The organism is Streptomyces sp. NPDC006208 (assembly GCF_040613775.1).
In the GTDB taxonomy this organism is placed as follows: domain Bacteria; phylum Actinomycetota; class Actinomycetes; order Streptomycetales; family Streptomycetaceae; genus Streptomyces.
Genome location: NZ_JBEXSW010000029.1, coordinates 58948 through 80547, shown reverse-complemented (window position 1 = coordinate 80547; position 21600 = coordinate 58948). Strand labels below are relative to the sequence as shown.

The following is a 21600-nucleotide window of genomic DNA, read 5'->3' as shown; positions in this document are numbered from 1 at the left end:
GGCCTGGCGGCTCGGCTGGTGGGTGAACGGTGGCCCGCTGCGCGGATCGGTCGGAGACGAGTGAGGCGATCAGAGATGGGGCTCGGCGTAGGTATCACGGCGGCCGCAGGGCCTTTCTCATGTCACGGCCCGACCGGAACGATCATGACGTCCGCCGAGGCTGTAAAGCGGTGGACAGCCCTCTGGCGCTGGGCGAGCATCTCCGCGATGAATAACGAACTCCTCCCCATCGCTAAACGCGTTCGCTTCGTCGAGCTCAGCGCAAAGGCGCTGCGGGCGCTTGCCGACGGTGACCTCGCCGGCGGGAGCGCCGAGGCCGGGGTCGCCCTTGACGAACACTTCGTCTGCGACCGGGCCCGCAGGATCTTCGGCTATCGCGCTGACCAGCTCGCCGAGGACCCGTCTGCCGCGCCCTGGATCACGCGGGCCGCAGTGTCCGAGCCGGACGGGGCCGTCGTCGGCGACGCCGGGTTCCACGGGCCGCCGGACGAGGCCGGCATGGTCGAGGTCGGCTACACCGTCGTGGCCAGGTACCGCCGCCAGGGCTATGCCCGCGCCATGCTGACCGCGCTGCTCGCCAGGGCCGCCGCCGAACCCGGTGTCAGGACCGTGCGGGCCACTATCGGATCCGACAACAACGCCTCCCTGGCCACCATCGCGGGCTTCGGTTTCACGCGCGTCGGCGAGCGGGGGACCGAGCGCGACGGGCTCGCGATCGTCTTCGAGGTCCCGGCAGACGCGACTCAGGCCGAGTAGCCATACGCCTCGGCGGACTTGGTGATCGTCCCGGTCGGGCCGTGACAGGAGAAGGGCCGGACGGGTTGGGTGAGTTGTGAAGCTGAGCTGGGCTCGTGCGGCCTGTTCCCATCCTGCCCTGTCCGGTGTCTCACGCTCACATTTCGGCGAGTTGTCAGCCGAGCTCGCCAGTGGGTGGGAGGCCGTGCGGCAGTCCGCACTCCGCGAGGCCCGAGGCGGGGAGCGTCGGCGGGCGGAGGGTGTCGGCCGAAAGCCCAAGCTGGTCCGGTGCGCCTCTCGCCGCGGTGCAGGTCGAGTTGCTTCACGTAACTGCTGTTCGGCGGAGCCAGGCGATCGATCGCGGACTCAAGCCTGCTCACTATGGGTCTCGCCTGATTCGATCCATCAGCACCCTCTGCACGTGGTGGGCAGATGAAGTCTTCGTACTGCCATATCAGCTCGTCGAGCTGAGCCGCCATCTTCAACGACGTCAAGGCCGTCCCACCGTAGGCGAGTTGCTCTACGGAACAGATCAGGAGACAACCTGGGGCAGCCACGAGCGTTGCAGCCGCAGCCGCGGATTGATGCGTTCTGCGACTTCCTTCGGGAGATCGGACGGCGGTTCGGCAGCCGGTGCTGATGGATCCCGAAGGCGGCCATGGCCATCCGGCCGCGTCCAGATCGCCACCGATACTGTCATCGACGGCCTCACCCTCTTCCGCGACCACGGCCTGATCCAGGGCAAGTGGAACCCCGACGGCGGCGCCGGCCGTTCACTCCTCGCGGCGGGCCGCGCCCGCCACGGTGATGTTCACCAGCCGCGGTACGCGCAGCCCGCGGTCGCGGAACTCCTCGGTCACGGCGGTACGTACATCCGTCAGCCGCTCCCGCGGCAGCAGGACCATGGCGCTGCGCTCCGGCCGCCGCCCGGGCCACCAGGCGGCCGTCGCACCGGCGCGCCGGGCGCAGGCCACCGCGCGCTCGATCTCGTCCGGCGCGGGCTCGTCGCCACGGGTCACCAGCAGCGTCAGCCGCGAACCATGCGCGTCCGGGTCGAAGCGGACCCGGCGCCGAGTGCCACGTCCGAGCATCAGTGCTTGTCCGGGCCGCGCGAACAGCGCCGCCTCGCGCAGCACTTCGTCCCCTTCGGCGACTGCCGCCCGGGCCAGGGCGGCCAGCCGGCCGCGCGGCAGCCGTGGTCCGGCGCGGCCGGCGTGCAGATCGGCGACCGCCAGCGCCACGGCGCACTCCAGCGGCTCGGCGCTGGACAGCCCGGTCGCGGCGGTCAGCGTGGAGTGGATGTGGAGATCGAGGCCGCCTCTGCCGTATCCGGCGCCGGCCATGGCGCGCAGCAGGGCGTAGGTGCGAGCCGCCCACTCGGGGTGCGGCAGCGGCGGTCCGGTGAGCGGGAGTTCGCAGCTGTGCGCGGGATGGGCAAGGGAACTCAGGCGTACGATCCCGTCGTCGCGCGGCGCGGCAGCGGCGGCCACGGGCCACCCGGCCGCGGCAACAAGCCGCGGTGACCCGAGGTGGAAGGCGTGCGGAGCGCTCCACACGGTGGCCGGTGGCCGGTCGTGGGCGGCCTCCAGGGCGTAGGCGACCAGCCGGAAGAGGGGGTCGGCGGTGTGCCGCCGGGCGATGCCGAGCGGCCCGACCGGCTCGGGGCTCATCGCCGTCACCTCGGCTCGTGGAGCGTCGGTGTGCGGCGGGCCAGCAGACGGTAGGCGTTGCCGCCGTCGGTGACACGGGCCGTGGCCGCGCGGACTTTGTCCAGGACAGCGGCGGCGGCAAAGCACGGCAGCGAAGCCGTCCAGACGCCACGGCGGATCGCCCGGCTGATCAGGGTCGCGCTGCCCGGGCCCCAAGGGGCGTACGGACTGGGCGCGATCCGGTTCGCGGCGAGCAGGACCGCGCCGACGAAGTCGCAGGACTGGTGGGCCGCGCCGTGTTCCTCGGCCAGCACCGTGAACCCGCGGTCGGCCAGCGCGTCGCGGAGGTTGCCGACCGGGATCAGGTGCTGGTGCTGGGGCTGGAACCACGGCAGCCAGTACGGGCCGAGCATGCGGCCGAGGCGGGATTCGGGGTCCGGGAGTTCGATCAGAAGATGCCCACCGGGCGGCAACACCTCGGCGGCGGCGTCGAGTTCGGCGAACGGGTCACGGGTGTGTTCCAGGTAGTGGTACATGCTGATCGTGTCGTAGCGGTGCACCAGCCCGGCAGCCAGCTTGGGGAACTGCCCGCAGTGAGCCGTTCCGATCCAGCCGCGGGCCTGTGCGCCCCGCACCTCCGCGGCCATGTCGAGGCCGTCGAAGCGCGTGTCGGGCCAGACGTCGCGCGCGCTGTTGCAGAAGTGACCGTGCCCGGTGCCCACATCGAGCCAGGCGGACGGGGTGCCGTACGGCTTGAGCATTTCCGCGCGGGCCAGATACGAGCGGCTCATCCGGCCGAACACGTGGGACGCGCTGCTCACGCTGAGGCCGTCGTAGAAGTCGCGGTAGTAGAAGTCGAGTCCGTCCAGGGACAGGCGCGGGTTCTGGAACACATGCCCGCACACCCCGCACTCATCGAGGGTGAAGCTGCCCGGCTTGGCCTGGAACAGATCCGGCATCCGGGTGCGTACGGACAGGTCGGCGGAGCCGCACCAGGGGCAGTCGGGGCGGCGCGGTTCGAAGAACCGCTCGGTGCCGGCCTTGAGTTCGGCCGCGTAGAGGGGTCGCAGCGCCTCCATTTCCGGAGTCGGACCGGACTGGGACGGGCCCCTGCTGGTGGCCGTTCGCAGCATGGTGTGGACGGAGTGCAGCGGCCGCGCCGCGGTGGCGCGCGGCAGATCGGCCGGTCGCAGCGGGCTCTCCGGGCGGCCCAGGATCAGCGAGGGCTGCAGCCAGTACAGCGCGAGCGCCGCCGCGCCCCACCGGCCGTCCTTGACGGCCGCGCGTGCCAGCACGGCAAGACCTGCCAGCTGGGCCGCGGTCACCACGCCCGGCGGCAGCCCTTGTGCGCGTAACTCCGCTGCCCGGCGGGCGGGTTCACGGGCCGGGACGGCCAGTCCCGGAGCGACGGCGATGCCGGTGGAGGCCGGTGCGTAGTCCTTCAGCCGGCCGAGCAGAGTGTGCATTTCGGCGGTGGTGAGGCCGGCGTCGGTCTCGATTCCGGCGCGCGTGCGGACGTCCTCCGCGACCAGGACGGCATGTCCCGCACCGCGCGGCTGCGCCGTGCGGGCATAGCGCCCGTCGCCGATCTCCAGCAGGCGCAGGAGGCCCAGCGCGCGTTCGGCGTCGAGGCTGCCCGGCAGCAGGTCGAGGACTTCGAGACCGGTACGTTCCGCGTGGGCGACTGCGGCACTCACGGTCGCTTTGTCGACTTCGACGCCCCGGGCCGCGATCACGTGCCAGCCGTCCGTGGGGTGACTCTCGACGGTCATGTCCAGGACAGGAACGGCGGCCAGCCGGCGGCGGGCGCGCACGGTGCCCGCGGTGAGGCCCGCCAGGACGGCGGCGGCGGTCCAGGGGACGCGGCGGGTACGCGACGGTGTCATGTGAGCTTCTCCAACCTGTCGGCCGCGGCCGCGGCGCCGCCGGCCGCCGCGAAGGATGCCTGGATACGGCGGGCGGCCCGCCGGTGGTCCGGATCGTCGAGCACCGCGGTGAGCGCGGCCTGGATCTCGTCGGCGCGAGGCCGGCCGAAGCGCACCCGGACTCCGGCCCCGGCAGCCGCGACCTGCTGGGCGATGATCGGCTGGTCGTCCCGGACCGGCGCGACGACCAGCGGCAGACCATGGGCGAGCGTCTCGCAGACGGTGTTGTGTCCGCCGTGAGAGATCACGGCGTCGAGATGCGGCAGCAGGGCGAGTTGGGGAACGTACTCCTGGAGCAGGACATGGTCCTCGCGCACCTCGCCGACCACGTCCGCGGGCGCTGCGACGATCAGCTGCACATGCTCGGCCAGCCGTTCCACGGCATTCAGGGCAGCGGCGTAGAAGCGGCCGCCTGCCTCCCGGTTGAGCGTGCCGAGCGAGACCAGCACCCGGCGCCGTACGGGATCCAGTCGGTGCCACGGGAACGACGCGGCATCGGAAGGACGGGAGCCCAGGGCGGGTCCCACCCAGGCATGGTGCTCGGGGAACGCGCCGTCCCCGCCGACCAGTTCAGGAGTGGAGAAGATCAGGACCAGCCGGTCCGAGAACCGCGGGTCCCAGTCGACGGGCGCGCGGCAGTCGGCCAGGAATCCGGCGATCCGGTCCGTCACCCACTCCCCCACTTTCGGGAATCCGGCGAACGGCCCGGTGAACTCGGCCGTGGTCGTCGCGGATGTCACCCATGGCAGTCCGCGCCGCCGCGCGACCAAGGCCCCGGCCAGCGCCTGCTGGTCGACGACGAGCACATCGGGGTCGTACGCGTCGACCGCCGCCTCCACTCCGGGAACCATCGCGTGGGCGAGCGGGATCAACGCCTCCTGCCAGAGGAAGCGCAGTGCGGCGACGCCGCGCAGATCGCGCCAGCGGTCGTGCAGCGCGCCATAGCCTCCGGGTCCGGCGTGGTCGCCGGACGGGAGGAGCGTGACGTGGGCGGGCAGCAGCGCGGACAGGACCTCGGCGGGGCCGGTCCACGCGACCTCGTGTCCGCGCGCGGTGAGTTCGGCGGCGACGGCGACGGTTGGGTTGACGTGCCCGGCGAGCGGCGGCACGACGAACAGCGCCCTCATACGGTCACCGCGTCGGGCTGTCGACGGGCAGCAGCGGCCAGGCGGTCGAGCACGACCCGGCGGAGCTCATCGGTGCCGCCCTGCAGTACGTCGTGACCCAGACCGGGCAGGACCCGGACGGTGCAGTCGGGTGCGTGACGGACCAATTCCTGGGCACCGGCGATGAGTTCGGAGTGCTCACCACACACGGCCAGCACCGGACAGCGCAGCTGCGCGAAGTCCTCGGCCGTGAACACCCGGCCCGCCCCGATGTCGTCGATCAGCGACGTCCGGTTGAGGAGTTCGTCGGCGGTCGCCGTCAGCCGGGCCGCCTTGCGCGCTCCGAGCGAAGCGAGTTCCTTCGGTACCTTGCTGCCTTCGAGGTCGAGAGCGGCGACGGAGAGCGTGTCCAGCATGTTCTCGATCCACGGGCCGCTGAGCGGTGCCTCGATCAGGATCAGCCCGGCGACGAGATCGGGCCGCGCCAGTGCGGTACGCAGCGCGATCGTGCCGCCGTAGCTGTTGCCGACGAGGGTCACCGGGCGGGTGTCGAGTCCGAGGGCACCGAGCAGGGCGGTCAGGTCCTGAACGGCCGTGGCGGTGTCGTAGCCGGTGGGCGGGCGTTCGGTGCGGCCGTGGCCGCGCAGGTCGTACAGGACGATGTCGTGCCCGGCACGGGCGGCCGGGACGGCGAGGGTGGCGTAGAAGCTGGAGAGGTTGTCGACGACCAGACCGTGGAGGAAGACGGCGGTCGCGCCCGCTTCACCCGGTGCGTCGGCTGCCGGCAGCCGGTGGACATGGAAGCGCAGGGAGTTGGCGAGGATCTCGGCCATCGCGTGCTCAGCCGGCCGGAGCCGACACGGGTGTGCCGGAGATATGGGCCACGAGGTCGCCGACCGTCAGCGCCAGGATCTCCTCCATGTCCTTCTCGGCCAGGAAGGAGATCAGGTCCACCGCGGCGCCGTAACGCTGTTGGAGCAGTTCGGCGAGCGCGACGAACTCGATGCTCTCCAGCGCCAGGTCCTCGTTGAAGGTGGTCCCGAACGTGACCTCTTCGGCGAGGAGGAACTCGTCGCCGACGGTCTGCACGAGCATGGCGGTGATCTCGGCGAGTATTCGTATCGCTGCGGGGTCGGATGTCATGGCTGGGCTCCGTCCGGGTCGGGGGTGGGGGGTACGGTCCAGGCGACGACGTGCGGGGTGGGTGCGGTGTCCGGTCCGGACAGGTCGTGCAGGGTTTCGGTTCGTACGCAATGGGTGCGGCCCTCCGGAGAGACCACGCGCAGTCCGGCCGTTGCGGCTGTGACGGTCCACTGCCGAGGGCGTCCCCCCAGGCCGGTGCCCTCCGCCTTGGCCGCGGCTTCCTTTGCGCACCAGAGCGTGGTGAGCGCATGCGCCTCGCCGTGTCGGTCACGGGCGGCGATCTGTCCGGCGAGCCGTCGTTCGTCGGCGGTGAGCGCGATCCGGCTCAGAGCAGCGGGGTCCTCGGTGACGGTCTCGATGTCGATGCCGACGGCGTGGGTGGGGTGGGCATACGCCACCGCGAGGCGGTCCTTGTGGGCCAGCGAGAGCCGCAGCCCGGCGGTGAGCGGGCCCTCGGGGTGCGGGCGGCCCGCCTCGTCGTTGCCGACCGTGACCTCCACGGGGAACAGGGGTCCGGCACCACGGTCCCAGAGGAGCCGGCGTACGGCGTCCTTCGCCGCGATCCGCCCGAGCAGCCAGGCCGCGCGGGCTCGCGGCGCGCGCTGCTCGTACGCCACCCGCTCTGCGGCACCGAGATAGCGCCGCATCACCAGCTCCTGCGAGGCGGGATCGGTCCAGCGACGCCGGGCCAGACACCAGCCGCCGGGCTGCGGCTCGCCGATGCCGCAGATCTCCGGCGTGAACTTCATCGGCCACACCCGCTCGTCGGCGGCGAAGCGCCGGTACGTCCAGCCGTCCATCCGGGCCAGTACGGTGCCGTCCGCGCGGACGAGCTCCACGTCGCCCTGCACGGCGTCCGGCCGCACGGAGCGGATGCGGGCGGTGGCGCGGATCAGCGAGCCGTCGCGGGGCACCGGTCCGTACAGGCTGACCCGCTCCAGCGACGCGGGGAACACCAGCCGGTCGACCGGCAGCCGCAACTGCATCCAGTGGCCGAGGAGTTGACCGGCCGCGTCGAGCAGCGCGCCGGGCGCGGGCAGGGCGCGCAGCACCCCGCGAATGCCGTCGTCGGCGACGGCGGACACCTCGTGGACACCGGCGAAGCCGGGACCGTGGAACATCCACCGGTCGCGGTAGAGGGCCTCGGCGCTGACGGGGGCCGGGCCTTCGCGGGTGAGTGCGGAAGGATCGGGTGCGGGAGGGGAGGGGTGGCGGGCTCCGAGGATGACGGTGACGCTCGCGCACCCGCCGATCTCCACGCGTACGCGCCCGCCGGCTTCTGGAGTGACGGTGAACTCCGCGTCGACGGGGGGCGCGACGGGCAGCCAGCGCAGAGCTCGTACGTCGTCGAAACCGGTCACGGTGGTCTGCGGGGCCGCTTCGAGGGCGGCGTCCGCGGCAAGGTCGAGCAGGGTGGTCATGGGGACGACGGGGAAGCGGTCGGAAGGCTCGGGCCAGGCGTCGGGCTGGAGGTAGACGCAGTGATCGCGGACGTAGGGCATGGTGTCGAGGGACAGCCGTCGGGTGGTGGCCCCGGACGCGGGCGGGGTACGCCAGCCGTCGGCGACGGCGCGCGCCGCGTCTTCGGCCTCGTCGAGCACGGCGTCGAGGGCCAACTGCAGTCTCGGCCGATCGGCGAGGTGCGTGCGGACGGTCCGGGGCACTCCGGCCAGTTGGAGCGGAGGCGCGGCGGCACCGAGACGGATGAGGGGCGAGCCGAGATCGAGGGGTAGGGAGCGGGGCGCGGGGCCGACAGGCTTCGCGGTGGCGGCTGCAGCCGTCGGCGCCACCGGCTCGGTGCTCGTCACGGCACCAGACTCCGGCTCGCGCTCGACCAGAGTGTCCCAGCGAACGTCCAGACCCTCCGTCCACAACGCCGCCGCCAGCGCGCGGAGTTGGGCGAGTCCGGTGTCTCCCCGGGACGCACCCGCCGAGACCGCCAGGTGGGGGCGGCCGTGCAGGGTGTCCGAGACGAAGCCCGGGAGGCTGCCCGGGCCCAGCTGGACGAAGGCGCGCACGCCCTCCGCGTACAGGCGGCTTGTCAGCTCCCGGAAGCGCACCGGCTCCAGCAGATGGCGGAGCACCACATCCCGCACCTCGCGCTCGTCGGCGGGGTACGGCGCGACCGTGGTCGCCGACCAGACCGGCACCGGCGCGGGCCTCAGCGGCAGGCGGCCGAACGCGGCGCGGACCTGGTCGAGGTACGGCGCCCACATCGGCGTGTGAAAGCCCGAACGGAACGGTAGCTCCTGTGTGAGCACACCCTGCCCGGCCAGCCGCCGCAGCGCTTCCCCCACAGGGCGGGGCTCTCCGCAGAGCACCGACTGGTGGGGGCAGTTGTCGTGGCTGACGGCCACCCCGTCCAGGCCGTCCAGCACCTCGGCGGCCTGCCGGGATCCGCAGCCGATGGCCGCGTACACCAGATCCGGAACGTCGAGATCACCCGGCCGCAGCGAGTCGAGGAACGTGTCGACGGCCCGCTGCGGATACATCCCGGCGACCACCATGGCGGTCCATTCCCCCAAGCTGTGGCCCGCCAACAGATCGGCCTCTATGCCGAGTTCGGGCAGGACGCGGGCGAAGAACCGGCCGACGGCGATGGCGTCCACCGCTCGCTCCACCAGCGTGCCACCGTCGGTCAGGGCGGGCCGTGGCAGGCCGAAGTGGTCGGCGACGTCGGCGACGCACGGCGCGAAGTCCGGCTCCAGGCCCGGGAAGACGAACGCCAGCCGGCCGTCGCGCGCGAGCAGCGGGCTGGGGGTGAACCAGACGCCACCGCGACCGCGCCACGGCCTGCCACGAGCCACGACCGCCGCGGCCAGCGCCTGGCGCTTGGGGGTCAGTCCGAGGACGGCGAGGCGGCAGGGTCCGGCCGACGACGGCATGACTTCTCCAGGCATCGCCTCGACCAGACGGCCGAGTTCGGCAGGAGTCGCGGCGGCCAACAGCGTGACATCGGCCGATACGGGCCGTCGGACACGGCCGGCCGGGACGACCGCTCCCGGTGCCTCCTCCAGCACCACATGCGCGTTGATCCCGCCGAACCCGAACGCGTTCACCCCCGCCCGCCGCGGCCCGCTCCCCCGCCGCCAGGGCTCCGCCTCCGTCACCGGACGCATCCGTGTCCCGGCAAAGCCCTCGTGCGGCTCCTCCAGATGGAGGGTCGGCGGCAGCGTCCCGTGGTGCACCGCGAGCACCGCCTTGATCAGCCCGGCCATACCCGACGCCTGCATGGTGTGGCCGAGCATCGACTTCACCGAGCCCATCGCCACCGGTTCGGCGCCTGGAGTACGCCGCCCGAACACCTCCGCGAGCGTGGCGAGTTCGGCCTCGTCCCCCACCGGCGTTCCGGTGCCGTGCGCCTCGAGCAGACCCAGCGCGTCGGGCGCTGTCGGGTCGAGGCCGGCCTGCGACCAGGCCTTCCGCAGAGCGCGGACCTGGCCGTCGACCAGCGGGCTCATCAGGCTCGCGGCCCGGCCGTCGCCCGCGACGCCCACTCCCCGTACGACGGCATAGACGCGGTCGCCGTCGCGCTCGGCATCGGCCAGGCGTTTGAGGAGTACGACTCCGGTGCCCTCGGACAACAGCGTGCCGTCGGCGCGGCGGTCGAACGGGCGGATGTGCTGGCTCGGGCTCAGCGCCCGCAACTGGGTGAAAACGCTCCAGAGCGTAGCGATATGGCAGTGGTGCACGGCTCCGGCGGCCACCACGTCGCAACTCCCGCTCGCCAGCAGACCGACCGCCTGCTCGACGGCGATCAGCGACGACGCGCAGGCGGCGTCGAGGGTGTAGGCGGGGCCCCGGAAGTCGAGCCGGTTGGCGGCCCTGGCCGCGGTGAAGCTCGGCACGAGGCCGATGGACGCCTCCGGCTGTTCGGGCCCGAGCCCGGCCTGGAAGGCCTCGCGTACGGCGGCGATCCGCTCGTCGCCGAGTTCGGGTGCGAGTTCCCGCAGGGTCGCGGCGAGCTGATGGGCGGTGCGCACGCGCTGGTCGAGGCGGGCGGTGGCGACGCCCATGAAACCGCCGCGGCCGAGGATCACGCCGATGCGGGAACGGTCGGCAGGCAGCCGCTCCTCGCCTCCCGCGTCGGCCACGGCCTCGGCGATGACGCGCAGCGCGAGCAGCTGGTCGGGCTCCGCGCCCGCCACGGCCGCGGGCATGATGCCGAAGCGGGTCGGATCGAACGCGGTGAGGTCGTCGATGAATCCGCCGCGCCTGCAGTAGAAGTGGTCGCTGCGGGCGAGGCCCTCTGACGCGCCCGGGTCGTAGTAGACCTCGGGGTCCCAGCGGTCGGGCGGCACATCGCCGATCGCGTCGGTGCCGGCGAAGAGATTGCGCCGGTAGGCGGCCAGGTCCCCGGCGCCGGGGAAGACCGCGCCCATGCCGACGATGGCGGCGTCGGTCGGGCGTGGCCCGCCGTCAGCCATGGGAGGGCTCCCCCGCCATGAGCACGACCTGCCCCTCGGTGCCGTGCGCCAGTTCGGCGAGGAACGCCGCAGTTCCGGCTGCCGGAACGAGGACCGGGATTCCGCGGCTCGTGTACATCCGTTCCAGTTCGGGTGTGACCATGCCGCCGGCCTCGGCTGCCCACGGGCCCCAGTCGACACTCAGCACACGGCCTGGGAACCGGCGTGACCAGGCGGGGGTGGTGGCGAGCGTGTCCAGGGCTTCGTTGGCGGCCGCGTAGTCGGCCTGGCCGCGGTTGCCGAAGACACCGGCGACGCTGCCGAAGAGAGCGAGGAAGGCGGGGGCCGGATCCTCGCCGTGGTCGGCGGCGGCGTGGGCGAGGTGGCGGGCGCCGTCGACCTTGGTGGCGAAGACCCGCGCGAAGGATGCCGGGTCCTTGTCGGCGAGCCGGCGGTCCTCGATGGTTCCGGCGCCGTGCACGATGCCGTCGAGACGGCCGTGGCGGGTACGGATGTCGTGCACGACGGCGCGTACGGCTTCGGCGTCGGTCACGTCGGCGACGTGGTAGCACACCGAGGCGGCTGTGCTGTTGAGGGCGGCAAGCGTGGCCCGCACCTCACGCGCGGCGAGGATGCGGGTCGCTGCGTCCTCGATTTCGGCGGGTGTGCGCAGTCCCTTCCCGAACAGGGCGGCACGCAGGGACACGCGGTCGTGGGCGTGGGCGACGGCCGGATCCTCGGCGTCGTCGGGCCGTGAGGTGCGGCCGACGACTTCGATGTGGCAGCCGGTCGCCTCGGCGAGGGCGAGGGCCGTACGGGCGGTGATGCCACGGGCTCCCCCGGTGAGGAGGACGACCGCGTCACGGCCGATCGGGAGCGGTGGCATCGCTTCGGTGACCGGCAGGGGCGCGGACACGGTCCGCAGCGTGTTGCGGGTGCCGTTGGTGTAGCCGATGACCAACGGCTCCTCGGCGGCGCACAGTTCGGCGATGAGATGGGCGGCGATCCGCTCGGGGCGGTCCTTGGGGTCGACGTCGACGGCGCGTACTGCGGTGCCGGGGTACTCGATCACCGCGGTACGGACGAAGCCGTACAGTCCGGCGCCGGGGACGGGGTCGGGCGAGCCGGTCCGGCCGAAGTCGCCGCCGCGGCCGGTGACGAGCAGGAGCCGGTGCGTTCCTGCGGTCAGAATGTCGCGCAGCGCGGCGAAGTTCTCCGGAAGCACAGGCGCGGGGGTGGGTCGCAGGGCGCTGAGGTCCACGACGCCGTCTGCTCCTGCAGCGTCCGCGAGCCGGTCCGGGTGGAGTGTGCGCACCTCTGCGCCATGGGACTCCAGCGCGGCGGCGAGGGCGGCGGCGACACCGAGCCCGTCGTCGACGACGGCGAGCCGCAGTCCGGGGAGTACGTCGGCGGGGTCGCGGGTGTCGGCCGGCCCGATGGGGGCGACCTCGACGACCAGCCGGTTCGGCAGCGGCACCGGGGCCGTCGCCGCTTCCTCGGGGGCCGGGGGCCCTGCGGCGCGCACCGGCCCGTCGGCCGACACGGCTTCCGCCGCCGCGTCCCGTGTCACGATCCACTTGACGATCCCGCCGATCGTCTTCAGCCGGGACAGTTCCTCGACGGCCGAATTCGCCGGGCCGTCCGTTCCCCGCGGCAGCCCGATCCGGTCGGCCAGCGCGCCGATGATCTCCACTCGCTTGATGGAGTCGACCGAGAGGTCGGCCTCCAGATCCAGCGTCGGGTCGAGCATCTCCCTCGGGTATCCGGTCCTGATGTGGACGATTTCCAGGACGGCGTCCAGGAGTTGATCGGGCGTCAGAGGAGGTTGACCGGCAGCGGGCTCCTCGGAGTCGGCCCGCACTGGCGCAGGAACCGCCTGCGGCTCCGGCAGCGGCTCCGACACAGCTCTGGGAGCGGCCTCAGCGCCCAAGTACCCCAGCAGTACGTCCCGTTGCGCAGCCACCAGTTCCCGTGCCCCACGCAGGTACTCCAGTACTGCGTCCTCACGCCGGTCCGCGGCCTCCGCCGCCGGACGAACCGGGGTCACCCGCCGTGCCGGGAGCAGTCCACCCGCGACCGGAACGCCGTCCGCCGTGCGGACGAGGTGGCCGTCGACCAGCCATCCGGCTCGGCGGGGCGGCTCAGCCGGCAGGGCGGAGGCGCGGCCGGCGAACAAGGGCTCCGGGTCGAACCGGACCCCGGCGGCGGCGAGTTCGCCCAGCGCGTTCAGCAGGCGCGTGAGGCCGTGTTCGCCCGCGATGTCGATCGGCACCGCGATGTGCGGCCGGTCGCCCAGAATGCGGCCGACGAGGCCCGTGAGCACCCGACCCGGCCCGGCCTCCACAAAGGTCCGCACGCCCGAGGCGTACATCGCTTCGATCTGCTCGGCGAATCGCACGGGTTCGGCGAGTTGACGCGCCAGGAGCGCCCGTACGGACGGCGCCTCGACCGGATAGGGGCTCGCAGTCGTGTTGGACCACACAGGGATGGCGGGCTCCGTGACGGACGCGGCGGCCAGCTCGGAAGCCAGCGCATCCGCTGCCGCCGCGACGACCTCGCTGTGGAACGCGCAGGCGACCGGGATGCGTTCGGCCCTGATCCCCGCGTCTCGCAGCGCTCCGATGGCGGCCTCGACCGCCGCGGTCGGGCCGGAGATGACGCTCTGAGCCGGTGCGTTGTGGTTGGCGAGGACGCATCCGGGCGGCAGTTCGAGCAGCTCGCTCGGCGCAGCGGACACCGCTGCCATCGCTCCCGGGTCGTCTCCTGCCGCGGCGAGGATCGCATGGGCCCGCCGGTCACTGAGCCGCAGCAGCGTCTCGGTGTCGTACGCGCCGGCGGCCCAGAGCGCGACAAGTTCGCCGTACGAGTGGCCCGCGGTGCAGTCGGGACGTATGCCGAGGGAGGTGAGCAACTGGTGAGCGGCGGTGCCCGCGATGCCGAGGGCGGGCTGGGCGGTGCGGGTGTCCGTGACAGCGGCGCGCTGGGCGGCGCGCTCCTCGGGGGTGAAGGCGGCGGGCGGGAACATCGCGGCCGCGAGGTGTGGATCCGCCTCGTACAGCAGCCCGCGCAGGTGGGGAAAGGCGATGAACAGGTCGTTCAGCATGCCCGGGCGCTGGCTCCCCTGGCCGGGGAAGAGGAAGGCGGACCGGCCGCCGGAAGCGGGCGCGGCGTCCTGCACGTAGACGCCGTCGCCGGACGCGAGAGTCCGGGCCCGGTCCAGCTTCGCGGGCAGGTCGTCCAGGCCCGTGGCGACGACCGCGATCCGGACGGCTCCCTCGCCGCGCGAGGTCTCCGCGGCGAGGTCGCGCAGGGGCCAGGGCCGGCCGGCCGCGTCGTTCTGCTCCAGTCGCGCGGCGAGGCGGTCGATGGCGCCGAGCGCGGCGTCCCGGTCGGCTCCGCGGAAGCAGAACAGCTCGGCGGGCCAGGCGTCCAGGCCGTGCTCGGGCTCGCCGCCGCCATAGGGTCCGTCCTCATGACCGGAAAGCACCGCGTGGTAGTTGGTGCCGCCGAAGCCGAAGGCGCTGACGCCCGCGAGCCGCTTTCCCGGGGGCGCCGTCCACGGCCTGGCCTCGGTGTCGAAGAAGAACGGGCTGGCGTCGGGCTTCCAGTCGGGGTTGGGGCCGGCCAGATGCAGCGTCGGCGGCCGTACGCCGGAGTGCACGGCCCGTGCCGCCTTGATCAGCCCGGCCAGGCCCGCCGCGCATTTGGTGTGGCCGAGCTGCGACTTGACGGATCCGAGCGAGCAGGAACCCGTCCCGGAGTCTGCGAAGACCTCGGTGAGGACCCCCAGTTCGGTGCTGTCGCCGACGACGGTTCCGGTGCCGTGCGCTTCCACCAGGCCGATCTCGGCGGGTGCGATTCCCGCGCGCCGGTAGGCGCGTTCCAGAGCCCGTCGCTGTCCTTCCGGCCGGGGCGCGGTGAGGCCGAGGGATCGTCCGTCGCTGGACGAGCCGACGGCCTTCACGACGGCGTAGATGCGGTCGCCGTCGCGTTCGGCGTCCGCGAGGCGTTTGAGTACGACGCAGGCGACGCCTTCGCCGAGTGCGATGCCGTCGGCGGATGCGTCGAAGGGCCGGCAGCGGCCGGTGGGCGACAGGGCGCGTACGGAGGCGAACATCAGGTAGTCGTTGATGCCGTTGTGCACATCGGCGCCGCCGCAGAGCACCATGTCGCTGTCACCGTCGCGCAGTTGCTTGCAGGCCAGGTCGAGTGCGGCGAGCGAGGACGCGCAGGCGGCGTCGATGGTGCAGTTGGCGCCGCCGAGGTCGAGTCGGTTGGCGACGCGCCCGGCGATCACGTTCGCGAGGACTCCGGGGAAGGAGTCCTCGGTCAGCTTGGGTAACTGCTCGTCGAGTTCGGGCGGCAGTTGGCCGAAGTAGCTGGGGTGCAGGGCGCGGAAGCCGTACGCTCCGGCGAGGTCCGTTCCCGCTTCGGCGCCGAAGACGACGGAGGTGCGGGAGCGGTCGAACTGCCGCCGGCCCGCGTATCCGGCGTCGGCGAGTGCGCGGGCGGCTATGTCGAGTGCGAGCAGCTGCACCGGCTCGATGCTGCCGAGTGAGGCGGGTGCGATGCCGTGCGCGAGCGCGTCGAACGGTGCGGCCGGCAGGAACCCGCCCCACCGTGACGGGGTGCGCTCCCCCGCGCGTGCCGGGTCGGGGTCGTAGTGGATCTCGGGGTCCCAGCGGTCGGCCGGGACTTCGGTGACGGAGTCGGTGCCGGCGACGATGTTGGACCAGTACGCGGCGAGGTCGTCCGCGCCGGGATAGCGGCAGGCCATGCCGACGACGGCGATGTCCAGCGGTTCCTCGGGCCCGGACGTCGGCGCGCCCGCTCGCAGCTCCTCGAGTCGCTCTTCCAGCAGCCGTGTTGCGCCGTCGGTGACCTGGGTGTGCAGTTCGGTGACGGTGGTGACGGCGGTGCGTGCGGTGGCGATCTGGCCGAGCATGTACAGGCCCTCATCGCGCTGCACGGCGTCGTCCACCGGCACGAGTCCCGTCTCGGTGCGGCGCAGGCCCTTGCTGGCGAGCCGCAGCCGTCCGAGGTTGAGCTTCTCCAGTTCGGCCCAGATCTCACTCTGGCTCGCGCCGTCCTGCCGCAGCCGTTCCGCGGTGGCGGTGAAGGCGTCGACGTACGGCGTGGTGGCGCACCGGGTCGCATGGCCCGGGGAGGTGTGCAGCAGCGTGGTGGCCTCGCAGCCGATGGCTTCCTGCTGGAAGCCGGGCAGGACGGCTCCGGCGGTGACGGCATCCTCGGTGAACAGATAGGCGGTGCCCATGAGGACCCCTGTCCGGGCTCCGCGCTCGGCCAGCGGGCCTGCGGCCGTCATGGCCATCGCGGCGGACCGCTCGTCGTGGATGCCGCCGGCGAACAGCACGTCGAGGTCGGCGGCGTACGGGCAGGCGAGCAGCCGGTCGATCTGCTCCTCCCAGAGCGGGAAGGCGGCGCGCGGGCCGATGTGGCCGCCGCACTCCAGCCCTTCGAAGACGAACCGCCGCGCGCCTTCGGCGAGAAACTGCTCCAGCAGTCCTGGTGAGGGCACATGCAGATAGGTCCGGGTGCCTGCGGCCTCCAGCTCGGCGGCCTGCGCGGGCCGACCGCCGGCGATGATCGCGTACGGGGGTCGGGCGTCGGCGACGGCGGCGAGCTGTTCGCGGCGCAGTTCGTCGGGCGCGAAGGCGAGCAGGCCGACGCCCCAGTCGCGGCCGGCCAGGCGTGCGGCGGTCTCGGTGAGCAGTTCATGTACGTCGGGGCCGTTCATCACGGCCAGCGCGACAAAGGGCAGCCCGCCCGCCTGGGCCACGGCGCAGGCGAAGGCGGGCCGGTCGCTGACGCGGGTCATGGGCCCTTGGGCGACGGGCAGATGGCCTTCGCCGGGGCGAGGCTGGAGCGGACGGGCCCGTACGGCCGCTTCGAGGTGGCCGTTGATGGCCGCTCGCACCGCCTGTACGACGGAGCCGGTGGTGCGGTGGCGCGCGGCGAGCCGGGCGGCGGCGGCTCCGTCCTGGCCGACGGGCAGCGGCTGGATGCGCAGACCGCGGGCGCCGAGCTGTTCGGCGACTTCGCCTCGAACGGGTGCCAGATCGGGGCGGGTGTAGATGCGGTGGCCCCCGACGACGGTGGTTTCGCTGCCGTCCATGGCCCGGATCGCGGCCTTGACGTCGGCGGGCAGTCCGTTCGCGCCTTCGGTGGTGAGCGCGAGCTGGGTGTCGAGTACGACGCCGGCGGCCCCGCCCGCGACGGCTGCGGCGGCCGTGTGCGTTCCGATGCCCCCTGCCGCATGGATCGGCACCGTCAACTCCGGGTCAGCAAGGAGTAGTTGGAGCAGGACAAAGGTGGTCAGTTCGCCGACGCGGCCGCCCGCCTCGTGTCCCTTGGCGACGAGTCCGGACGCTCCGGCGGTGACGGCGGCACGGGCCTCGGCGACGTCGACGACCTCGGCCCATACCCTGCGCGTGGCCGTGCGCGCCCCCCACCTTGTCGTTCCGGTACGCCAGTGCTCTGCGGCGAGCAGGACGGTGTCCACTGTGTCGGGCAGTTCGTCCGGTGCAACGAGACATCCGGCCGGTATGCGTACGCCGTACCCCCGTCCCCGCAGTGAGTCCATCGCGGCCCGCGCCCGTTCACGATCCCTGCCGAGGTCGAGCATGCCCAGCGCGCCGGCACGTTCCGCGGCCGCGACCATCCGCGCGTCGGGCTCCTCGAACGGGTTCACCACGACGACGAGATCCCGTACGGCGTGCCGGAGGGTGGGGTGAGGGATCACGGGCTCTCCTTGGGTTCCGAGCAGGGCCGGGCGAGGGAGCGAGCGTGGCGCATGTGCCTCATGTCCACGGAATACCGGTGGCACGGCACCGCGGATACGCAGGCATGACAAGGCGCACCGCGACGGTCCCAGGAGGTACGGGCTCCTGTTCGCCAGGGCGGTACCGGGCGGTAACCCGCCATGCCGCGTTGAATCCTGCGGCGGTCGGCCGCCAGAGTCAACGCTCAGCCGCCAGCCATGCCACAGAGGTATGGCCTGTCGTCTGCGGAACCACCCTCAACTCCCCCGTACTGACGGGAGTTTGTTCCCATTCGCGCTCTTACACCTGCAACACCCCAGGGCTACCGTCCACACATGACCCCCACACTTCAGCAGCTGCGTTACCTCGTCGCCGTTGCGGACTGCCGATCCATCACGGCCGCGGCGCACTCGGTCTACGTCGCCCAGCCCGCGCTCTCCCGGTCCATCCAGTCGCTCGAACGCGACTTAGGGGTGGAGCTCCTCGAGCGCACGACCTCGGGCGCGACGCTCACGCCGGAAGGCGCTCGTGTCGTGCGGCTGGCCCGCACCGTCCTTGACGCCGTGGAGGCGATCGAGGACATCCGTCCGGCGCATGCGGGCTGCTCGCGCGCCTCGCTGGCGGTCGCCGCGACGCCGACCCTCTCACTGGATCTCGCCGCCGACCTGGTGCCCTCCTTCGCCGAGCGCCATCCCGCCATCGACGTACGCCTGCTCCAGCACGACAGCCGCGAGGCGCTCGTACGGGCTCTGACCGACGGCGCGGCGGAACTGGCGCTGGTCGATCTGCCGGTCGACAAAGAACTGTTCACGCACCATCTGCAGGACCGGGAGATCGTGCTGATCTCGCCGCCCGGCTCGGGGCTGCCCGATCCGGTTCCGTTCCGCATGCTCGACGGTCTGCGGATGGTGCTGCCGACGCCCGGTACCGGCCCTCGCGCGGAGCTCGACGCGATGTTCGGCCGGCTCGGTGTACGGCCCGTCGCGGTGGTCGAGTCGGACGAGCGGCCGGCGTGGGTGGCCGGCGTCGCGGACGGTCGTGGCTCGCTGATCTGGTACCGGGACATGGTCTTACGGGCTTTCGGCAGTCGCGTGGAAGTCCGGTCGTTCACACCGCCGTTGCTGCGTGCCGTCGACATCGTGCACCCCCGCCGCCCGCTCAGCCGCGCCGCCCGCGCGTTCCTCTCGCACGCCCGGCACAACGCAGCGGTGCCGGAGCCTGCGAGATAGGGCGACGGGTCCTCGTGCCTGCCGGGCATCGACCCATGCCCAACCGGCGCTCCACGCTTGGGGCATGGAGTTCTCGACGTGGCTGATGGTTCGGCGCCCCGACGACCGGCCGAGCACGGTCCGCGACGCTCACCAACCGTCAGCCCTCACGACACCACGCCTTCAGGCTCGGCAGTAACGTCGGCGAGGGCCGAGTCGCCCTTCGGGATTGGGCCGGCGTTGCCTCATTCATTGAAGCTTCCGAGTGCCGGTCTGCTCGCCGATCCATGACTCGGCGAAGCGTGTCCATGTCGACGCCTCGCCGGCCTCATGGGCAAGGCCCAGGCTGTGGGGGCCGTGGGGGAAGACGTGCACCGTGTGCGGCACATTGTCGGTGGCCAACGCCGCAGCGAGGCGATACGTGTGCTCAGGCGGAACGTAGGAATCCTCCGCCGTGTGCCAGAGGAAGAATGGAGGAGACGACGGAGTGACCAGCGCGTCGAGCGAGGTCGCACGGCGCAACTCCGGCGATGCGTCCTCACCTAGCAGAATGAGCTGCGAAGGGCGGTACGTCTCGGTCTCCATCGACGTGATCGCGTAGCCGAGAACAGCGAACTGAACCGACGTCCGCTCGTCAGCGTTCGGAGCGAGGGCTGCCAGGCCCGCGAGGTGCCCACCGGCCGAGAAGCCCACGACCCCGATCGTGTCCGCCCCCTTGTCCCGTAGGCGTCGGATCTCGGTCTGAAGTGCCGCGAGCGGTGCTGGATGCGGTGTGTTGAGCGGATACCGGAAAACGCTCGCCTCCAAGCCCGATCCTTCGAGCCAATCGACGATCGGCTGGGCCTCGTGCTCGGCGTGCACCTCGTACCCGCCCCCTGGCAACACGATCACATGCACAGACATTTCATCGTCCTCGTTCATTGACCTGGCGAGCCGCTCGGGCACACGGGCCGAGTGAGACCGGCCAGGCAGGTCCCACAATCAGTAGTACGACACCCGGGACAGCCGGACCAGGGCAAGTGCTGCCAGGAGTCACCCTGCCGTGGCCGCGTGGCCTCGCAAGCGAGCGACTCGACCGGGGCGGGGTGACTGGAGCGCCGTGTCGCTGACGGGTGTCAGCCGAATGTGAGCACCATCCGGAAGCGGGCCTTGCCGGCTAGCATCTTCTGGTAGGCCTCGTCCGCACGGTCCAGCGGAACGGTCTCGGTCATCGGCCGGATGTTGTGCAGGGCCCTGAAGGCCATCGTGTCCTCCACGTCCTGCGAAGTGCCGGCCGGATGACCTCGGACGATGTGGGCGCTCACGAGCAGCTGGGTCGGGTTGATGCCAAGTGGTGTGGAGTCCACTCCGATGGTCACGAGCTCCCCGAGGGGTGCCAGGCCGTCCACGGTGGCGGTGATGGCCTCGGAGTTGCCTGCGGTGGCCAGTACGACCTTGGCGCCGCCGAGGGACTGCAGCGCTTCGGCGACCGGGGTGCCGGAGGTGCTGTCGATGTAGTGGTGGGCGCCGAGCTGTTTGGCGAAGTCGGCCTTCTCGGGGCCGCGGGCGATCGCCACGGTCTCGAAACCCATCGCGACCGCGTACTGCACCCCGAGGTGCCCCAGGCCGCCGAGGCCGAGCACCGCGACCAGGTCTCCGGGCCGGGCGGAGCTGCGCCGCATGCCGTTGAAGACGGTCACGCCGGCGCACGCCATCGGCCCCGCGTCGACCGCCGACAGCGCGTCGGGGATACGGGCCAGGGCGTCGACGGGCGCAATCACCTTCTCGGCGAATCCTCCGTCGTACGCCCACCCGGGGACCTTCAGGTTCCGGCAGATGATGAAGTCGCCCCGCCGGCAGGGCTTGCAATGGCCACAGCTGCCCCCGAACCAGCCGACCGCGACCCGGTCACCAACCTGCCATCCACGGTCCTGAACGCCTTCGCCCAGCTCCTCGATGTGCCCGGCGATCTCATGTCCGGGTACCTCGGGGAACGACACGCCTGGAAGTCCAGCGCTCACGAAAGCTGCGTCGGAGTGGCAGACGCCGCATGCCTCCACGGCGATCCTGACCTGGCCGGAACCCGGCTGCGGCACCTCTCGCTCGGGGAGTTCGAACGTGCCGTTGGGTTCGTTCACCTGCGCGACTCGATAGGTACTCATTTCCGGCGCTCCTCGGGGAAGTTGTCGCCGTACATCGGCAGACCGCTCAGGGATTGCTCCCGGGAGGCTTCCTCCTCGATCACATCCCAGTGCTCCGCCAGGATGCCGTCCTCGAGGCGGAGAAAGTCGGCGGCGATCCACGGGGCGGGCTGCCCGTGACCCGAGAAACGCCCGCGCACCATGACCGTGTCCCCGTCCGCCATGATCAGCTCACATTCGTGCTTCAGCTCCACCGGGAGGCTCTTGACCAGGTCGAAGAGCCCCTCTCGGCCAGGCGCGATGTGAGCGCTGTGCTGGACGTAGTTGGGGGACCAGAACCGCTCGGCAGCAGCGTAGTCCCGCTTGTTGAACAGAGCGTCGAAAGCTTCACGGACGATGGCCTTGTTCCTGTCTTCGACGGTGCTCATGGGGTATTCACCTTCTATCTGCCGCGTGCAGAAATTGGGTGGGCGCAAGCACCCTGGAAGACCGGCCGGTCAAGCCGCGTACCGCCGACCGGGTGTCG

Annotated in this window: 12 protein-coding genes; 2 read left to right on the top strand and 10 right to left on the bottom strand. The window is 72.1% G+C overall.

The annotated features are described in order from the left end of the window. Positions 1 to 207: 207 nt before the first annotated feature. A complete protein-coding gene (locus ABZ208_RS23710; RefSeq protein WP_356911452.1) occupies positions 208 to 756 on the top strand; it encodes a GNAT family N-acetyltransferase in 549 nt (182 codons plus the stop codon). 752 nt (positions 757 to 1508) lie between these two features. On the opposite strand, the gene ABZ208_RS23705 is transcribed toward ABZ208_RS23710, so the two are convergent. From ABZ208_RS23705 to ABZ208_RS23675, 7 genes are read right to left on the bottom strand one after another with little or no spacing between them, the layout of a single operon-like run. After that, a complete protein-coding gene (locus ABZ208_RS23705; protein ID WP_356911451.1) occupies positions 1509 to 2405 on the bottom strand; it encodes a galactokinase in 897 nt (298 codons plus the stop codon). Between the two features lie 5 nt (positions 2406 to 2410). After that, positions 2411 to 4270, bottom strand: coding sequence for a class I SAM-dependent methyltransferase (locus ABZ208_RS23700; RefSeq protein WP_356911450.1), 1860 nt, complete (start codon positions 4268 to 4270; stop codon positions 2411 to 2413). Further along, positions 4267 to 5436, bottom strand: a complete 1170-nt coding sequence (locus tag ABZ208_RS23695; RefSeq protein ID WP_356911449.1) for a glycosyltransferase — start codon at positions 5434 to 5436, stop codon at positions 4267 to 4269. Before ABZ208_RS23695 ends, ABZ208_RS23700 begins: the two co-directional genes overlap by 4 nt. After that, positions 5433 to 6248 (bottom strand): alpha/beta fold hydrolase, encoded by an 816-nt coding sequence (locus ABZ208_RS23690; RefSeq protein ID WP_356911448.1) that lies wholly within the window; start codon positions 6246 to 6248, stop codon positions 5433 to 5435. Before ABZ208_RS23690 ends, ABZ208_RS23695 begins: the two co-directional genes overlap by 4 nt. A gap of 7 nt (positions 6249 to 6255) precedes the next feature. Further along, complete coding sequence (locus ABZ208_RS23685; RefSeq protein ID WP_356911447.1) at positions 6256 to 6558, bottom strand: acyl carrier protein; 303 nt, start codon at positions 6556 to 6558, stop codon at positions 6256 to 6258. Next, positions 6555 to 10985 (bottom strand): beta-ketoacyl synthase N-terminal-like domain-containing protein, encoded by a 4431-nt coding sequence (locus tag ABZ208_RS23680; protein WP_356911446.1) that lies wholly within the window; start codon positions 10983 to 10985, stop codon positions 6555 to 6557. The genes ABZ208_RS23685 and ABZ208_RS23680 overlap by 4 nt, the downstream gene beginning before the upstream one ends. Next, positions 10978 to 17646 (bottom strand): SDR family NAD(P)-dependent oxidoreductase, encoded by a 6669-nt coding sequence (locus tag ABZ208_RS23675; RefSeq protein WP_356911483.1) that lies wholly within the window; start codon positions 17644 to 17646, stop codon positions 10978 to 10980. Before ABZ208_RS23675 ends, ABZ208_RS23680 begins: the two co-directional genes overlap by 8 nt. A 435-nt stretch (positions 17647 to 18081) precedes the next feature. On the opposite strand from ABZ208_RS23675, the gene ABZ208_RS23670 reads away from it, so the two are divergent. After that, positions 18082 to 18975 carry a LysR family transcriptional regulator gene (locus tag ABZ208_RS23670; protein WP_356911445.1) on the top strand — a complete coding sequence of 298 codons (894 nt, stop codon included), beginning with the start codon at positions 18082 to 18084 and terminating at the stop codon, positions 18973 to 18975. A gap of 228 nt (positions 18976 to 19203) precedes the next feature. Here ABZ208_RS23670 and ABZ208_RS23665 read toward each other — a convergent pair whose 3' ends face one another. The 3 genes from ABZ208_RS23665 to ABZ208_RS23655 form a co-directional block, all read right to left on the bottom strand. Then, positions 19204 to 19875 (bottom strand): alpha/beta hydrolase, encoded by a 672-nt coding sequence (locus ABZ208_RS23665; protein WP_356911444.1) that lies wholly within the window; start codon positions 19873 to 19875, stop codon positions 19204 to 19206. Between the two features lie 194 nt (positions 19876 to 20069). Further along, complete coding sequence (locus tag ABZ208_RS23660) at positions 20070 to 21095, bottom strand: alcohol dehydrogenase (protein ID WP_356911443.1); 1026 nt, start codon at positions 21093 to 21095, stop codon at positions 20070 to 20072. Further along, a complete protein-coding gene (locus ABZ208_RS23655; RefSeq protein ID WP_356911442.1) occupies positions 21092 to 21502 on the bottom strand; it encodes an ester cyclase in 411 nt (136 codons plus the stop codon). The genes ABZ208_RS23660 and ABZ208_RS23655 overlap by 4 nt, the downstream gene beginning before the upstream one ends. Positions 21503 to 21600: the final 98 nt, after the last annotated feature.

Excerpts from the sequence above, each read along its gene's own strand:
- ABZ208_RS23665 (WP_356911444.1), bottom strand. The coding sequence starts at position 19,875 with ATGAACGAGGACGATGAAATGTCTGTGCATGTGATCGTGTTGCCAGGG.
- ABZ208_RS23670 (WP_356911445.1), top strand. The coding sequence starts at position 18,082 with ATGACCCCCACACTTCAGCAGCTGCGTTACCTCGTCGCCGTTGCGGAC.
- ABZ208_RS23680 (WP_356911446.1), bottom strand. The coding sequence starts at position 10,985 with ATGGCTGACGGCGGGCCACGCCCGACCGACGCCGCCATCGTCGGCATG.
- ABZ208_RS23690 (WP_356911448.1), bottom strand. The coding sequence starts at position 6,248 with ATGGCCGAGATCCTCGCCAACTCCCTGCGCTTCCATGTCCACCGGCTG.
- ABZ208_RS23660 (WP_356911443.1), bottom strand. The coding sequence starts at position 21,095 with ATGAGTACCTATCGAGTCGCGCAGGTGAACGAACCCAACGGCACGTTC.
- ABZ208_RS23705 (WP_356911451.1), bottom strand. The coding sequence starts at position 2,405 with ATGAGCCCCGAGCCGGTCGGGCCGCTCGGCATCGCCCGGCGGCACACC.
- ABZ208_RS23675 (WP_356911483.1), bottom strand. The coding sequence starts at position 17,646 with ATGGTCGCGGCCGCGGAACGTGCCGGCGCGCTGGGCATGCTCGACCTC.
- ABZ208_RS23655 (WP_356911442.1), bottom strand. The coding sequence starts at position 21,502 with ATGAGCACCGTCGAAGACAGGAACAAGGCCATCGTCCGTGAAGCTTTC.
- ABZ208_RS23695 (WP_356911449.1), bottom strand. The coding sequence starts at position 5,436 with ATGAGGGCGCTGTTCGTCGTGCCGCCGCTCGCCGGGCACGTCAACCCA.
- ABZ208_RS23700 (WP_356911450.1), bottom strand. The coding sequence starts at position 4,270 with ATGACACCGTCGCGTACCCGCCGCGTCCCCTGGACCGCCGCCGCCGTC.
- ABZ208_RS23710 (WP_356911452.1), top strand. The coding sequence starts at position 208 with ATGAATAACGAACTCCTCCCCATCGCTAAACGCGTTCGCTTCGTCGAG.
- ABZ208_RS23685 (WP_356911447.1), bottom strand. The coding sequence starts at position 6,558 with ATGACATCCGACCCCGCAGCGATACGAATACTCGCCGAGATCACCGCC.